Source organism: Pseudorhodobacter sp. MZDSW-24AT, assembly GCF_002794355.1.
Classification (GTDB): Bacteria; Pseudomonadota; Alphaproteobacteria; order Rhodobacterales; family Rhodobacteraceae; genus Pseudotabrizicola.
Genome location: NZ_PGOI01000012.1, coordinates 196,617 through 212,304 on the forward strand (window position 1 = coordinate 196,617; position 15,688 = coordinate 212,304).

General features: G+C 65.8%; 11 protein-coding genes. 6 read left to right on the forward strand and 5 right to left on the reverse strand.

Annotation, left to right across the window (positions count from 1 at the left end; translation table 11 throughout):
* Positions 1-26 precede the first annotated feature (26 nt).
* The 4 genes from glmU (at position 27) to CUR21_RS16525 (ending at position 4,609) form a co-directional block, all read left to right on the forward strand.
* A complete protein-coding gene (gene glmU, locus CUR21_RS16510; RefSeq protein WP_100198166.1) occupies positions 27-1,370 on the forward strand; it encodes a bifunctional UDP-N-acetylglucosamine diphosphorylase/glucosamine-1-phosphate N-acetyltransferase GlmU in 1,344 nt (447 codons plus the stop codon).
* Positions 1,371-1,456: 86 nt separating this feature from the next.
* Positions 1,457-3,280, forward strand: a complete 1,824-nt coding sequence (gene glmS / locus CUR21_RS16515) for a glutamine--fructose-6-phosphate transaminase (isomerizing) (protein WP_100198167.1) — start codon at positions 1,457-1,459, stop codon at positions 3,278-3,280.
* Positions 3,281-3,326: 46 nt separating this feature from the next.
* Positions 3,327-3,848, forward strand: a complete 522-nt coding sequence (locus tag CUR21_RS16520; RefSeq protein ID WP_100198168.1) for a DUF3833 family protein — start codon at positions 3,327-3,329, stop codon at positions 3,846-3,848.
* 50 nt (positions 3,849-3,898) lie between these two features.
* Positions 3,899-4,609 carry a DNA alkylation repair protein gene (locus tag CUR21_RS16525; RefSeq protein ID WP_100198169.1) on the forward strand — a complete coding sequence of 237 codons (711 nt, stop codon included), beginning with the start codon at positions 3,899-3,901 and terminating at the stop codon, positions 4,607-4,609.
* Positions 4,610-4,615: 6 nt separating this feature from the next.
* Here the strand turns inward: CUR21_RS16525 and CUR21_RS16530 are convergent, their stop codons facing one another.
* Positions 4,616-5,710 (reverse strand): anhydro-N-acetylmuramic acid kinase, encoded by a 1,095-nt coding sequence (locus CUR21_RS16530; protein ID WP_100198170.1) that lies wholly within the window; start codon positions 5,708-5,710, stop codon positions 4,616-4,618.
* A gap of 56 nt (positions 5,711-5,766) precedes the next feature.
* Between CUR21_RS16530 and tyrS the strand changes: the two genes are divergently transcribed.
* Complete coding sequence (gene tyrS, locus CUR21_RS16535; RefSeq protein WP_100198171.1) at positions 5,767-7,017, forward strand: tyrosine--tRNA ligase; 1,251 nt, start codon at positions 5,767-5,769, stop codon at positions 7,015-7,017.
* 67 nt (positions 7,018-7,084) lie between these two features.
* A complete protein-coding gene (locus CUR21_RS16540; protein ID WP_100198172.1) occupies positions 7,085-8,008 on the forward strand; it encodes a PHP domain-containing protein in 924 nt (307 codons plus the stop codon).
* Between the two features lie 129 nt (positions 8,009-8,137).
* On the opposite strand, the gene CUR21_RS16545 is transcribed toward CUR21_RS16540, so the two are convergent.
* The 4 genes from CUR21_RS16545 to CUR21_RS16560 all read right to left on the reverse strand — a co-directional run bounded on the left by CUR21_RS16545 (position 8,138) and on the right by CUR21_RS16560 (position 15,637).
* Positions 8,138-9,037 (reverse strand): NAD(P)-dependent oxidoreductase, encoded by a 900-nt coding sequence (locus tag CUR21_RS16545; protein ID WP_100198173.1) that lies wholly within the window; start codon positions 9,035-9,037, stop codon positions 8,138-8,140.
* Between the two features lie 14 nt (positions 9,038-9,051).
* Positions 9,052-10,629 carry a trimethylamine methyltransferase family protein gene (locus tag CUR21_RS16550; protein WP_100198174.1) on the reverse strand — a complete coding sequence of 526 codons (1,578 nt, stop codon included), beginning with the start codon at positions 10,627-10,629 and terminating at the stop codon, positions 9,052-9,054.
* Between the two features lie 67 nt (positions 10,630-10,696).
* A complete protein-coding gene (locus CUR21_RS16555) occupies positions 10,697-13,138 on the reverse strand; it encodes an FAD-dependent oxidoreductase (protein ID WP_100198175.1) in 2,442 nt (813 codons plus the stop codon).
* 57 nt (positions 13,139-13,195) lie between these two features.
* Complete coding sequence (locus tag CUR21_RS16560; RefSeq protein WP_100198176.1) at positions 13,196-15,637, reverse strand: FAD-dependent oxidoreductase; 2,442 nt, start codon at positions 15,635-15,637, stop codon at positions 13,196-13,198.
* Positions 15,638-15,688: the final 51 nt, after the last annotated feature.

The following is a 15,688-nucleotide window of genomic DNA, read 5'->3' on the forward strand; positions in this document are numbered from 1 at the left end:
GGGGCACCAATAAGGAAAGGGGCAGCATGCCGGTATCTTTGGTCATTCTGGCAGCAGGTCAAGGCACGCGGATGAATTCCGACCTGCCCAAGGTGCTGCACCTGGTGGCAGGCAGCCCCCTCTTGCACCACGCCATGCAGGCCGGACGCAGCCTCGGGCCAGAGCGGGTGGTGGTTGTCACCGGCCACGGCGCCGATGCGGTGACCAAAGCCACCCTCGCCTTCGACGAAGATGCGCTGACGGTGGTGCAGTCCGAACAGAAGGGCACCGCCCATGCCGTCGCACAAGCCGCGCCCTTGCTGGCCGATGCTTCGGGCGATGTGATCGTGCTCTATGGCGACACGCCCTTGGTGCGCCCCGAAACGCTGGAAGCGATGCTCGCCGCCCGCGCCCAGCACGCGGTGGTGGTCTTGGGCTTTCACGCCGCCGATCCGGGCCGCTATGGCCGGTTGGTGACCGAAGGCGACGCCTTGCAGAAAATCGTGGAATACAAGGACGCCTCGCCCGAAGAACGCGCCATCACCTTGTGCAATTCCGGCGTGATCTGCGCCGATGCCAAGCTGATGTTCGCGCTGGTGGCCGAGGTGGGCAATGCCAATGCCTCGGGCGAATATTACCTGACCGACCTGCCGGAACTGGCGCGCAAGCGCGGGCTGTCGGCGGGTGTGGTGATCTGCCCCGAGGATGAAACGCTGGGCGTCAACACCCGCGCCCAACTGGCCGAGGCCGAACGCGCCTTTCAAGCCCGCGCCCGCGCCGAGGCTCTGGAAAACGGCGTCACCCTGACCGCGCCGGACACCGTCTTCTTCGGACTGGACACTGTGGTGGGGCGCGATGCCATCATTGGCCCCAATGTGATCTTCGGCCCCGGCGTCACAATCGAATCCGGCGCCGAAATCAAGCCCTTCTGCCATCTCGAAGGCTGCCACATCAGCCGTGGCGCCACCATCGGCCCCTTCGCCCGCCTGCGCCCCGGCGCGGAACTGGCCGAAGATGTGCATATCGGCAACTTCGTCGAGATCAAGAACGCCATTTTGGACGAAGGCGTAAAGGTCGGCCATCTGACTTACATCGGCGATGCCGATGTGGGCGAATTCACCAACATCGGCGCGGGCACCGTGACCTGCAATTATGATGGCGTGATGAAGCACCGCACCCGCATCGGCAAGAACGCCTTCATCGGCTCGGACACCATGCTGGTGGCCCCTGTCACGGTGGGCGACAACGCCCTGACCGCTTCAGGCTCGGTCATCACCGAAGACGTCCCCGCCGAGGCGCTGGCGATCGGGCGGGCGCGGCAGGTCACCAAGCCCGGCCTCGCCACCCGCCTGCGCGAACACCTGCAAAAGCTCAAAGCCAGCCGCAAGTGACCCCGCGCATCTGTTCATAAATTTCCCGCGTAGATGCGGAGGCCCTCCTAAGCATCTATGCCCGCACCCTCAAGAGGACCGGTTCCATGTGTGGCATTATTGGCGTTCTGGGCAATCACGAAGTGGCCCCTTTGCTGGTCGAAGCCCTGAAGCGGCTGGAATATCGCGGCTATGATTCCGCCGGGATCGCCACGGTGAATGGCGGGCGGCTGGATCGCCGCCGCGCGGTGGGCAAGCTGGTGAACCTGTCAGATCTTCTGGTGCATGACCCACTGCCCGGCAAGGCGGGCATCGGCCACACCCGCTGGGCCACTCATGGCGCGGCGACGGTGGTAAACGCGCACCCGCATAAGGCAGGCCCGGTGGCGGTGGTCCACAATGGCATCATCGAGAACTTCCGCGAATTGCGCAGCGAGCTTGCCGCCGCAGGCTATGCGCAGGAAAGCCAGACCGACACCGAAACCGTGGCGATTCTCGTCCGGCAAGCGATGGAGGCGGGGGCGACGCCGATCGAAGCCGCGCGCCAAACGCTCAAACGCCTGCACGGCGCCTTCGCGCTCTGTTTCCTCTTTGATGGCGAGGCGGACCTGCTGATCGCCGCGCGCAAAGGCAGCCCGCTTGCCATCGGCCATGGCAGCGGTGAGATGTTCGTGGGATCGGATGCCATTGCCCTCGCGCCAATGACCGACCGCATCACCTATCTGGAAGAGGGCGACTGGGCGGTGATCACCCGCGCCGGCGCCGAGGTCTTCGATGCCCAAGACCGCCCGGCCCGCCGCGCCGAAACCCGCATCCAGATTGACGCCACCCGGATTGAAAAAGCGGGCTACAAGCACTTCATGGCCAAGGAAATCGCCGAACAGCCGGTGGTGCTGGCCGATGGCCTGCGGCACTATTCCAAAGGGGGCGCCAACCCCGCCTTGAATCTGCCCGAAGGCGTCGATTTCACCGGGGTAGAGCGCATCGTTCTGGTCGCCTGCGGCACCGCGTCCTACGCCTGCCACGTGGCGAAGTATTGGTTTGAAACCGTCGCCGGCCTGCCCTGCGACATCGATATTGCGTCCGAATTCCGCTACCGTGAACCGCCTTTGTCGCCCAAACAATGGGCGATCTTCGTCAGCCAGTCGGGGGAAACCGCCGACACGCTCGCCGCCTTGCGCTACGCAAAGGACCGCGTGGCCAAAGTGGTGTCGGTCGTCAACGTCCCCACCTCTTCCATCGCGCGCGAATCCGATCTGACCTTGCCGATCATGGCCGGGGTCGAGGTGGGTGTGGCCTCGACCAAGGCCTTCACGTCGCAGCTGATGGTGCTGGCGCTCTTGGCGCTCAAGGCCGGGGTAGACCGGGACCGGGTCGACAGCGCGGGCCTTGCGGCGCATCTCGCGGCCTTGCAGGCGCTGCCCGGCCTGATGAACCACGCGCTTGGCCTGTCGGGCGAGATCGCCAAACTCGCCGAAGAACTGGCGCGGGCACAGGACATTCTGTTCTTGGGCCGTGGCCCCATGTATCCGATGGCATTGGAAGGCGCGCTGAAACTCAAGGAAATCAGCTATATCCACGCCGAAGGCTATGCATCGGGCGAGCTCAAGCACGGCCCCATCGCCCTGATCGACGCACAGGTGCCGGTGATCGTTCTGGCCCCGCGGGATGCGCTGTTCGACAAGACGGTGTCGAATATGCAAGAGGTGATGGCCCGCCATGGCAAGGTGCTGCTGATCTCGGATGCCGCAGGTCTGGCCGAGGCGGGCAACGGAGTCTGGGCCAGCCTTTCCATGCCCGCCGCCGACACGATCTTTGCGCCCATCCTTTACGCGGTTCCGGCGCAGCTTCTGGCCTATCACACCGCCATCGCCAAAGGCACCGATGTGGATCAGCCGCGCAATCTGGCGAAATCCGTGACTGTGGAGTGACGCGTCCTATCTGACGGAGACGATCACATCCGTCACGGAGAGCCCGATGCACCGCCGCTTCTTTTTGATTGGCGCCGCCGCCCTTGGCGGTTGCGCCTCTGTCCCCGCCTCTCCCACGGTTGCCACCCGGCCCGTCACCCTCGACGCGGCCTTCGTGGGCCAAAAGCGTGGCCAAGGGGTGTTCCGGGTCTGGCTGACCGGGGATGAACGCCGCTTTGACGCGCGGCTCGACGGGCGGCTCTCGCGCGGCGGTCAGCGGCTGACGGTGGTCGAGGATTTCGTCTATGACGATGGCCAGACCGACCGGCTCACTTGGGTGTTCGACCGCAGCGGCCCCGGGCTCTGGACCGGGCGGCGCGAAGATACGGTGGGCGCGGCGCAGGTGGTCGAGCAGGACGGCGAAGTGCGTCTCACCTATACCGCCGATTTCAGATCACCCTCGGGCGTCACCCGGCTTGGCTTTGCCGATGTGATCTATCTGCGCGACGACGGGGTGATCGTGAATGATGCGGTTGTCTCTCGGGCCGGTTTTCCGATAGGGTCGGTGCGGTTCGAAATACGCGGATAACGCGGACAAAAGGGGTTGACGGTGACAGACGAAACTTTGGGTGCGCAGCGATGACACCCTATCAAGCCCTTGAAATCCTTGAATCCATGGCCGATCCTGCCCGCGCGGCAGAGGCCGAGGCCTATCACAAGGCGCCCGAAGGTGCAGCCCGCCGCTATCTGGGCCTCACGCCGGCACAGATCGACGAACAGGCCGCCGACTGGCGCAGCGCCCTCTCGGTCGAAGGCCGGGTGTCACTGGCCGAAGGCCTGTGGAACACCAATGTGCATGACGCCCGCGTCGCCGCCGCCAAGCTCTTGACGCAGGCCCGCATCCGCCCCGACAGCCGGGCCTGGACGGTGATCTGCATGTGGGTCGAGGAATTGGATGTCTGGGCCTTGGCCGATCTGGTGACCACCGCCGGACAAAAGCGCGTGGTGGCCGATCTGGACCGTATCGCCGATCTGGAACCTTGGGTGGAAAGCGAAAACCACTGGGCCCGCCGCGCCGCGCTGCAAATGCTTTTGCCCTTCGCCAAGCTGAACAACCTGAAAGACCCCGAATATGACGCCCGCGAAACCGGGCTGATCTGGGCCGAGCATCTGGTGACCGATCGCAACTGGTTCATCCAGAAGGCCATCGCCGACTGGATCGACACACTGGCCAAGCACGACCCCGCCCGCGCCGCCGAGTTCATGGATGGCCCCGGTCTGGGCCTGAAAACCTTTGCCCGCAAAGAGGCCGCCCGCCGCCTGCCCGATCTGCCGATGACGGACGACTGACAGGGCCTAGGGGCGGCTGATCTGGCCGCCCCCCACCGCTGCCGGAACGCCCGTCGTCAGCGGCGCGCTGGTGGGCAGACCGCGCATCACCCGCACCGCAAGATAGGCAAAGGCCTGCGCCTCCAGCATATCGCCGTTCAGCCCGATCTGCTCGACCGGGCCCACCGCGCAAGCAAGCCGCGCCGACAGCGCCGCCATCATCGCCGCATTGTGCCGCCCGCCGCCACAGACGAACACGCGGTCCACCTTTTGCGGAAAATGCTCGGCCCCGCGCGCCACCGCCGCCGCCGCACAGGCAACCAAGGTGGCCGCCGCATCGGCATCGCCCAGATGCGCAACCGCAGGCAGCAAGGCGGGAAAATCATTCCGGTCCAGTGACTTTGGCGGCATCTTGAAGAAATAGGGATGCGCCAGAAAGGCCGTGACCACCGCCTCATCAGCCTGCCCCGCCGCCGCCAACACCCCGCCCGCATCCTGCGCAAGACCGGTCCGCGCCAACATCAGATCATTCACCGGAGCATTGGCAGGCCCGGTGTCAAACGCGAGCAACGCCCCCGGCGCCTCGGGCTGCGCGACGCGCGGGTCCACCCAGGTCAGGTTCCCCACCCCGCCCAGATTGAGAAAGGCCACCGGAGCCTCCAGCCCCACATGGCGCGCGCAAGCGTGGTGAAAGAACGGCGCCAGCGGCGCGCCCTGACCGCCCATCTGCACATCCGTGCTGCGGAAATCCCAGACCACGGGCAGGCCCAGAACCTGCGCCAGCAGCTCGCCATTGCCCGCCTGATGCGTGCCCTGCCCACGCGGATCATGCGCCAAGGTCTGGCCGTGGAACCCCACCACATCCACCCCGGAAAACCGCGCCAGCACCTCGGCGTGGGCGGCCTCCACCACCTCGGCCGCCGCCGCCACCGCCGCCTCCCCCGGCCACAACCCAAAGCCCGCGCGGATCACGTCACGCTCGGCTTGGCTATAGGCGCGATAGGCGTCGGGCCCAAAGGCCTCGATGCTGTGACCATCGGTCAGCACCATCGCGGCATCCACCCCGTCCAAGGATGTGCCCGACATCGCCCCCAACGCCCAGATCGCCCCCGAACCTCGCATCTTCCCTTGCGCCCCCCAGACCGCTATACCGCCCGCAAGTATGACACGAGGACGCAATGACCTACCATCCGAAATCAGACTTCATGCGCGTGATGATGACCCGTGGCTTTCTGGCCGATTGCACGGATTATCAGGCGCTGGACGAGGCGTTTCTGAAGGGGGTCGTGCCTGCCTATATCGGTTATGATGCCACGGCGGCTTCGCTGCATGTGGGCCATTTGCTCAACATCATGGTGCTGCGCTGGTTGCAGAAATGCGGCCACAAGCCGATCACTCTCATGGGGGGCGGCACCACAAAGGTGGGCGATCCTTCCTTCCGCGCCGAAGAGCGCCCGCTGCTGACGCCGGAAAAGATCGATGAAAACATCGCCGGAATGCAGCAGGTCTTTGCCCGTTACCTCTCCTATGGCGATGGCGCCACCGATGCCATCATGCTCAACAATGCCGAATGGCTCGATCATCTGAACTACCTGGAATTCCTGCGCGACATCGGGCGGCATTTCAGCGTGAACCGGATGCTGTCCTTTGACTCCGTGAAATCCCGGCTGGACCGCGAACAATCGCTGTCCTTCCTCGAATTCAATTACATGATCCTCCAAGCCTATGATTTCCTTGAGATCAACCGCCGCTATGGCTGCCTGTTGCAGATGGGCGGGTCGGATCAATGGGGCAATATCGTCAACGGCGTGGATCTGACGCGCCGGGTGGTGGACCATGAGGTCTACGGCCTGACCACGCCGCTGCTGACCACCTCCGACGGGCGCAAGATGGGCAAATCCGCCAATGGCGCGGTCTGGCTCAATGGTGCGATGCTGTCACCTTACGAGTTCTGGCAGTTCTGGCGCAACTCCACCGATGCCGATGTCGGCCGCTTCCTCAAGCTCTTCACCGAACTGCCGCTCGAGGAATGTGACCGTCTCGGCGCGCTGCAAGGATCCGAGATCAACGCGGCCAAGATCATCCTCGCCAATGAGGTGACCACGCTGCTGCACGGGGCCGAGGCCGCGCAGGCCGCCGAGGCCACCGCGCGCGAGGTCTTTGAAAAGGGCGGCATCGGCGAGGATCTGCCCACCGTCACCCTTGCGCCCGCAGAAGTCGCGGAGGGGATCGGCATCGTACAACTCTTTGTCCGTGCGGGACTTTCCGCAAGCGGCAAGGATGCCAAACGCCTGATCTCCGAAGGCGGCGCCAAGGTGAATGACGAAACCGTCACCGACAGTGGCCTGCGCTATGGCGCGGGCGATCTGGCCCAGCCCCTGAAACTGACCGCGGGCAAGAAGCGCCACGCATTGGTCACGCTGGGCTAAGCGCCGGCTTGTCAGCGTCAAAGGCCCCGGCTAGCCTGCCGGGGCCTTTGACCTGTCAGGACATGCCATGCACCGCCCTTCCGCCTTCACCGCCCCCGGCCGCTTCTGGCGCGGAAATCTGCACACCCACTCCACCCGGTCGGATGGCGTGCTCTCGCCCGAAGAGGTCTGCCGCCGCTACCGGGCCGAAGGCTATGATTTTCTGGCGCTGACCGATCACTTCGTCGGCGCCTATGACTATCCCATCGTCGACACCACAGCCTTTCGCGGCGAAGGCTTCACCACGATCCTCGGCGCCGAACTGCACTCGGGCGCCATGGCCAATGGCGAGCTGTGGCATATCCTCGCCGTCGGCCTGCCGCCCGATTTCGCCCCCTCGGACAGCCCGGATTTCCACCCCAAGCCAGGTCAGGAAACCGCAGCCGACCTCGCCGCCCGCGCCGTCGCCGCAGGCGCCTTCGTGGCGATCGCACATCCGCAATGGTCCGGCCTCACCCTCGCCGACGCGCGAGCGGTGACTGCGGCCCATGCGGTAGAGGTCTACAACCACGGCTGCGCCAATGGCTGCGACCGCCCCGACGGCTTCGCCATCGCCGATCTGCTGCTCAGCGAAGGCCGCCGCTTAACGATGATCGCCACCGATGACGCGCATTTCTACGAACCCGACCATTTTGGCGGCTGGGTCATGGTCAAGGCCGCCGAGAATACGCCCGAAGCCTTGCTCGCCGCGCTCAAATCCGGAGATTTCTACGCCAGCCAAGGCCCCGAGCTGCGCGACATCCGCCTGCATGACACCCGCATCGAGGTGGACCATTCCGCCGTCTCCGCCATGATCGTCCAAGGCCAAGGCACCGCCGCCCGCGCCGTGCATGGACATTCGATGACCACCTCGGCGCTCGATCTCAGCCGCTTTGGCAACAGCCCTTGGCTGCGCGTCACCTTGATGGACGCAGCCGGAAAACGGGCATGGTCAAACCCCATCTGGCGGTAAGGCGGCACCGGCGGACGCCTCCGGCGGGAGTATTTCAGAAAGGTGCAAATCCTTGCAGCCTGTCCGGTTATGACTTGCAGCTTTTGAAAATACTCCGGGGGGCGCGCAGCGGGGGGCAGCGCCCCCCCCTTACGCCAACCGCGCCGGAAAGCCGTCCGCCCGCAGATCGGTGCCCAGCGCGTCTTCCAGCAGCTTCACGATCTGTGTCGATTGCGCCCCCCCGCCATAGGCCGCACGCCCCCTGACAAAGGTCTGCAGGGTCTGCCCCGCCAGATCCAGCGGCACGCCGAATTCACGGCCAAAACCCATGGCAAAGCCCAGATCCTTCAGCGCCAGATCCATCGTGAAGGCAATGTCATAGCTGCCGTTCAGGATCAGCTGGCCTTCGGTCTCATGCACGAAACTGCTGCCCGATGACGCCGCAATCGCCTCCCAGGCGGTCTTCAGATCCAGCCCCCCGCGCTTGGCAAGCATCAGCGCCTCGCCGTCGGCGACCAGATGGATGAAGGCGAGCATATTGGTGATCACCTTGATCACCGCCGCCGACCCCAAAGGCCCCATATGGAACAGCCGGTTGCCGATTGCCTCAAGCGCGGCGCGGTGCAGATCCAGCAGGTCCGCATCGCCCCCCGCCAGCACCGTGATCTCGCCTCGCGCGGCCAGATGCACGCCCCCCGTCACCGGCGCCTCCAGCATCCGCAGCCCGGCGCCTTGCGCGATTCCCGCCAATTGCAGCACATCCTCACGTCCCAGCGTGGAGTTTTCCACCCAGGTCATCCCGGGCCGCGCCGCCGTCAGCACTTGCGCCAGCACCGCGGCCGACACCGCGGGCGAGGGCAGGCAGGTGAACACATGCTCCACCCGCCCCGCAAGATCCGCCGGGCTCTCGGCCACCTCGGCCCCCATCGCCCGGTGCCGCGCGGCCAGCCCCGGATCGCGGTCGTGGACCACCACCGAAAACCCCGCCCGGATCAGACTGGCCGCCAGATGCCCGCCCAGATTGCCAAGCCCGATATAGCCAATCTTCATGCCCCGCCCTGCCTTTACCGGAAGTGGATCGTGTATTTCGCCCTGATCGCCGCATCGATCTGCGGATCGATGCGAGACCCCGCCTTGGCCAAAATCGCATTCTTGCGCTCCAGCGCCTTTTCCAGCAACAAGGGCTTGCCCGCCTCGTTCCATTCCTTGGGGCTCATGCGGTTGCCCACCACCGGATAGGTATATTCTGTCTGCATCAGCCGCAGCGTCTGCTCCGACCCAAGGTAATGCCCCGGCCCGCCCAGACACACCTCCTTCATCGCCTCGATGCTGGTGCTGTCCGGCGTCACATCGATCCCGCGCACACAGCGCATCGCCTGTCCCAGAAGATCATCGCCCAGCACCAGCGATTCCAGACAGAACCCGAGCAGGCTCGCATGCATCCCGACCGCCTCATAACACATGTTCAGCCCTGACAAACCGGCCAGCACATTGGTGATCCCCTGCTCCCAGCCGGCCTGCATGTCAGGCAGTTTGCTGTCAGAGATGCCGCTCGCCGCGCCGCCCGGCAGCCCATAGAAGTGGTGCATCTGCGCGCAGCCCGCCGTCAGCAAGGCTTGCTCGGCACTCCCCCCCGACATCGCCCCCGTGCGCAGATCGCTTACGAAAGGCCAGGTGCCAAAGATGCACGGCGCGCCCTTTCGGATCGCATTGGCGTAAACCACCCCCGCCAGACATTCCGCCACCGCCTGCACGATGGTCAGCGCTATGGGCGCGGGCGCGGTGGCCCCCGCCTGGCCCGCGCTCAGCAACAGCATGGGCATCCCCCGCCGGATACAGTCCTCCATCGTGATGCAGGATTCCTCGGCAAACTTCATCGGCGGCACCACAAAGCAGTTGGAATTGCTCACAAAAGGCCGCGCCCGCCACGCCGCCTCCCCCCCCGCCACCATGTGGATCACGTCAAAGCAATCGGCCACATGCGCAGGGTCACTGAAAGACGTGCCCACATGCTTCACCGTGCCCGCCAGACTGGCATAGAGCGTATTGAGATCCATGTCGCGGTTGTCCACCACATCACGGCACACCATGGTGCGCTGATAGAAGTGGATATTGTCCAGATGATCCACCAGCCGCGCCGCGTCATAGAGATCCTGCGCCGTCGAATCGCGATACTCCAGCGTGAACGGGTCCACGATATGCACCGCAGCCCCGGCAGTGCCGTAATGCACATTGGTCCCGGTCAGATGCAGGTCATGGCGCGGATCGCGCGCGTGCAGCGTGATGTCCCGCGCCGCCACCGCCAGCATGTCCTCCACCAGCGCGCGCGGAAAGCGCATCCGCCCATCGCTGCCATAGACCGCCCCCGCCGCCGTCATCACCTCCACCCCCGAAGGCGGCGCTTGGCTCAGGCCGATCTCCTCCAGTGCCTGCAAGGCCGCCGCATGGATCTGCTGCATCCCGGCCTCGCTCAAGGGCCGATACTGCCCCCCCGGCATTCCCGGCCGCACCGGGCGCATCGCATCCGACAAAGGTGCCGCGCGCAAGGCCACCCGCGCACCCCGCCCCCCCGACCGCCGCGCCCGCGACGGGGCGCAATCCTCGCCCGGCACCGCTGCCAATTCGCCGTCAAACTCACCCATGGCCGCTTCCCCCACCCTTCATCTGTTCCTAAATATCCCGGGGTCCGGGGCAGCGCCCCGGGGGCGCTCACCCGCGCATCCGCTCGGACTCCGGGTCATACATCGGCACCAAGGACACCTCTGCCCCATAGCGGCGCCCCGCCACCTCGATCTCATACACCGATCCAAGCAGCTCCGCCGTGCTCTGCCCTTCGCAGGGCACATAGCCCAGCGCCACCGATCCCCCCAGCGCATGGCCGTAATTCGCGCTGGTCACCGGGCCCACGATGCGCCCGTCGCGCACGATGCCCTCATTGTGGAACAGCGCCGCCTCGGGATCGCGCACCAGAAACTGGACCAGCCGCCGCCGCAAGCCTGCCTCCTCGCGCCGCAGCACCGCCTCACGCCCGACAAAACCGGTCTTCTTGCGGCTCACGGCAAAGCCAAGCCCCGCCTCCAGCACATGATCCTCATCGGTGATGTCATGGCCCCAATGCCGATAGGCCTTCTCGATCCGGCAGGAATCGAGGGCATGGAGCCCGCAGAGCCGCATCTCGGGCGCCGCCTCCACCAGCGTCTCGAACACATGTGCCGCCTGATCGGTCGGCACATAGATCTCCCAGCCCAGCTCGCCCACATAAGACACCCGGTGCGCCCGGGCCAAACCCATGCCGATCTCGATCTCGCGCGCTTGCCCAAAGGGGTGCGCTGCGTTCGAGAAATCCTGCGGGCTCACCCGGCCCATCACCCCGCGCGCCTCGGGCCCCATCACACACAGCACCGCCTCTGCGGCCGTCACATCCGTCACCACCGCAAAGGCCTCGCCGATATGCGCCCGCAGCCAGGCCAGATTGCGCGTCAAGGTCGCCCCCGGCACCACCAGCAGATAGGCGGTCTCAGAGAGCCGTGTCACCGTCAGATCCGCCTCGATCCCCCCGGCGTTCGTCAACATCATCGTATAGACGATCCGCCCCACCGGCACATCCATCTGGGCCGAGCAGACCCGGTTCAGCACCGCACAGGCATCGCGCCCTTCCACCCGGATCTTGCCGAAACTGGTCATGTCGAACAGGCCAACACCGCCGCGCACCGCCCTATGCTCGGCGCGCTGGTTCTCGAACCAGTTCTGCCGCTGCCAGCCATGGCGATAGGCCGGCTCCTGACCGGGCGCGGCAAACCAGTTCGCGCGCTCCCAGCCCGCCACCTCGCCAAACACCGCCCCCCGCGCGGCCAAGGCCTCATGCAACGGACTGCGCCGCACCCCCCGGCTGGTCGCCATCTGGCGATAGGGGTAGTGATCGGCATAAAGCAAGCCCAGCGTCTCGCTCACCCGCTCGCGCAAATAGCGGCGGTTCTTCTGAAAGGGTTGCGCGCGGCGCACATCCACCTCCCACAGATCAAAGGGCGGCGCACCTTCGGTGATCCAATGCGCCAGCGCCATCCCCGCGCCCCCGCTGCTGGCAATCCCGATGGAATTATACCCCGCCGCCACCCAATAGCCCTGCACCTCCGGCGCTGGCCCCAGATAATAGCGGTCATCGGGCGTGAAGCTCTCCGGCCCGTTGAAAAACGTGTGAATGCCCGCGGTCTGGAACAGCGGCATCCGCGCCATCGCCGCTTCCAGAATGGGCTGGAAATGGTCCCAATCCTCGGGCAGCGTGTCAAACTCGAAATCCGCCCGGATGCCCCCCATGCCCCAAGGCTTGGCCTTGGGCTCAAAGGCGCCAAGCATCATCTTCCCGGCATCCGATTTGTAATAGGCGCATTCATCGGGCACCCGCAGCACCGGCAAATGGCCCAGACCCTCCACCGGCTCGGTCACCAGATAGAAATGCTCACAGGCATGCAAGGGCAGCGTCACACCACTCTGCGCCGCCAGATCGCGCCCCCACATGCCGCCGCAATTGATCACCACATCGGCGTCAATCCGCCCCGGCCCCTCGGGCCCGTGATACGCCACCCCCGTCACCCGGCCCGCCGTCACGCAGACCCGGTCCACCCGCACCCCTTCGGCAATCACCGCCCCGCGCATCCGCGCGCCCTTGGCCAAGGCCATCGCGATATTGGCCGGATCACATTGCCCATCCAGCGGCAGATGCACCCCCCCCACCGCATCCGATACTGTCAGATGCGGATACATCGCCTTGATCTCACCGGGCGAGATCTCCTGCACCTCCACATCGAAAATCCGCGCCAGCGTCGCCTGCCGGCGCAACTCCTCCATCCGGTCCGCCGTCAAGGCCACCGAGATCGACCCCACCTGCCGCATCCCCGTGGCAATGCCGGTCTCCGCCTCCAACCCCAGATAAAGCCCTGCCGAATAGCGCGCGAGCCGGGTCATGTTGGCACTGCCGCGCAACTGCCCGATCAACCCCGCCGCATGCCAGGTCGTCCCCGACGTCAGCCGCTTGCGCTCCAACAGCACGATGTCGCGCCACCCCGCCTTGGCCAGATGATAGGCCACCGAACAGCCGGAAATGCCGCCCCCGATGATCACCGCCCGCGCTTTCTCCGGCACACCCACCTGCATCCCCTTTATCTTGGCTCAAATATCCCGGGGTCCGGGGCAGAGCCCCGGTCCACCCGCTCATTCCCGCAAGCGCCTGTTCTGCGGGTCCCACACGGGCTGGTCCGGCAAGACCTCCGCCGCCACCCGGTCGCCGAACACCTCCACCTCCACCACCGTGCCCGGCACCGCCAGATCGGCGCGCAACATCCCCAGCGCAAGACAGGCCTCCACCCGGTGGCCATAGCCGCTGCTGGTGGTCTCCCCCACCACCTCGCCCCCCTGCCAGAGCGTCGACATATAGGGGGGATCATAAGCCTCAGCCGCCACCCGCAAGGTGACAAAGCGCTTGGTCACCCCCGCCTGCCGCTCCGCCATCAAGGCCGCGCGCCCGCGAAACGCGGGCTTGTCCCAATCGACAAACCGCTCCAGCCCGCCCTGAAGCACGGTGTAATCGGTCGACAGATCGCCTTTCCAGGCGCGATACCCTTTCTCAAGCCGCAACGCGTTCAGCGCAAACATCCCGAACGGCCGCAGCCCATGCGCGCGCCCTGCCGCCCAGATCGCATCCCAGACCGCAGGCGTGTCGGCCACCCGCGAATGCACCTCCCAGCCCAGCTCACCGGCAAAGCTCACCCGCATCAGCAAGACCTCGGCCCCGGCAATCCGCGCCCCTTGCCAGCTCAGCCATGGCCGCGCCAGATCGCCGTCACAGACCGCGCCCAGCACCGCCCGCGCCTTCGGTCCGGTCACGATCTGCGTGCTCCACGCCGCACTCTCATCCTCAAGGCTCAGCCCCGGCGCCAGATGCCGCTGCAACCAGTCCCGGTCATGCGCCTGCGCCGTCGCCGCGGTGATCAGCATCAGCGTGTCTTCCGCAAGCCGCGCCACCGACATCTCGGTGACGATCCGCCCCTTGTCATCGGCGAAATAGGCAAGCCCCAGCCGCCCCACCCCCGGCACCTTGCCGGTGATCTGCCGCGACAGCCACTCCGCCGCCCCCGCGCCCTTGATCACAAAGCGCGAAAACCCCGGCAAATCCAGCAGGCCACAGCCATCCCGCACCGCTTCGCACTCGGCCTGCACCGCCCGCGCCCAGGGCCCGTTCCGCGCCCAGGTCCGCTGCGCCGCCTCCCCGGTGTCATCGCCCGGCTGCGCATACCACAAGGCCCGCTCCCACCCGTTATAGGGCCCGAACTGCGCCCCCAGCGCCGCCACCCGGTCATGCACCGCCGAGAGCTGCTGCATCCGCCCCGCAGGCCAGACATGATGCGGGAAATGGATGGCATATTCATGCCCATACACCTCCATCCCCTTGGCCACGCAGTAGTCGTGATCCTCCCAGCCGGTAAAGCGGCGCGGATCACAGGACCACATGTCCCACTCCGTCGCCCCTTCGGTCACCCATTCCGCAAGCACCTTGCCCGCCCCCCCGGCCTGACAAATGCCAAAGGTGAACACCGCCGCCTCAAAGGCATGGGGCACCCCCGGCATCGGCCCGATCAAGGGATTGCCGTCCGGCGTATAGGGGATGGGCCCGTTGATCACCTTCTGCAAATTGGCCTCGGCCAACAGCGGGACCCGCGCCATCGCATCCTGAATCTGAAACTCCAGCCGCTCCAGATCATCGGGAAACAGCTGAAAGCTGAAATCCTCCGGCATCGGATCATCCGGCGTCGCCCAATGCGCGCGGCACGGGTTCTCATAGGGCCCAAGATTGAACCCCATCTTCTCCTGCCGCAGGTAGTAGCTCGAATCGACATCGCGCAAGAGCGGCAACTTGTGCCCCACCTCCGCCGTCCAGGCCACAAGCGCGGGGATGGTGTCGAACAGCAGATACTGATGGCTCATCACCATCATCGGCACCCGGCGACCGAACATCCGCCCCACCTCGGCCGCATAATATCCGCCTGCATTCACCACATAGTCACAGCGGATCTCGCCCTTGGGCGTGCTCAGCACCCAGTCCGCCCCGGTCCAGCGCGCCGCCGTCACCGGGCAGAACCGCTCCACATGCGCCCCCAGATCCCGCGCCCCCTTGGCCAGCGCCTGCGTCAACTGCGCCGGATCGATGTCCCCGTCACAAGGGTCATAGAGCGCCCCCGTCAGATCATGCGTCTCCACAAAAGGATAGCGGCTGCGGATCTCCTCGGGGCTCAGGATCTCCAGATCCATCCCCTGAGAGCGCCCCATCCCCACCACCCGCTTGAACTCCAGCAAGCGCTCGGCGCTATGTCCCAGGCGCACCGATCCGGTGACGTTGTAAGTCATCGGATAGCCCACCCGCGCCCCCAGATCGCGGTAAAGGCCCGCTGAATAGCGCTGCATGTTCATGATCGACCAGCTCGACGAAAACGTCGGCACATTGCCCGCCGCATGCCACGTGCTGCCCGCCGTCAGCTCGTTCTTCTCCAGCAAGACGCAGTCCCGCCAGCCCGCCAAAGCCAGATGGTACAGACACGACGCGCCAACCGCCCCGCCCCCGATGATCACCACCCGCGCTTGCGACGGCAGTCCAGCCATGCCCCAGCCTCCCAAAGGTTCAAGGTCCCGCACCTGTCCCCGCACTATCCG

Excerpts from the sequence above, each read along its gene's own strand:
- CUR21_RS16530 (WP_100198170.1), bottom strand. The coding sequence starts at position 5,710 with ATGCGAGGTTCGGGGGCGATCTGGGCGTTGGGGGCGATGTCGGGCACA.
- glmS (WP_100198167.1), top strand. The coding sequence starts at position 1,457 with ATGTGTGGCATTATTGGCGTTCTGGGCAATCACGAAGTGGCCCCTTTG.
- CUR21_RS16540 (WP_100198172.1), top strand. The coding sequence starts at position 7,085 with ATGCACCGCCCTTCCGCCTTCACCGCCCCCGGCCGCTTCTGGCGCGGA.
- CUR21_RS16525 (WP_100198169.1), top strand. The coding sequence starts at position 3,899 with ATGACACCCTATCAAGCCCTTGAAATCCTTGAATCCATGGCCGATCCT.
- CUR21_RS16560 (WP_100198176.1), bottom strand. The coding sequence starts at position 15,637 with ATGGCTGGACTGCCGTCGCAAGCGCGGGTGGTGATCATCGGGGGCGGG.
- CUR21_RS16550 (WP_100198174.1), bottom strand. The coding sequence starts at position 10,629 with ATGGGTGAGTTTGACGGCGAATTGGCAGCGGTGCCGGGCGAGGATTGC.
- CUR21_RS16545 (WP_100198173.1), bottom strand. The coding sequence starts at position 9,037 with ATGAAGATTGGCTATATCGGGCTTGGCAATCTGGGCGGGCATCTGGCG.
- glmU (WP_100198166.1), top strand. The coding sequence starts at position 27 with ATGCCGGTATCTTTGGTCATTCTGGCAGCAGGTCAAGGCACGCGGATG.
- CUR21_RS16520 (WP_100198168.1), top strand. The coding sequence starts at position 3,327 with ATGCACCGCCGCTTCTTTTTGATTGGCGCCGCCGCCCTTGGCGGTTGC.
- tyrS (WP_100198171.1), top strand. The coding sequence starts at position 5,767 with ATGACCTACCATCCGAAATCAGACTTCATGCGCGTGATGATGACCCGT.
- CUR21_RS16555 (WP_100198175.1), bottom strand. The coding sequence starts at position 13,138 with ATGCAGGTGGGTGTGCCGGAGAAAGCGCGGGCGGTGATCATCGGGGGC.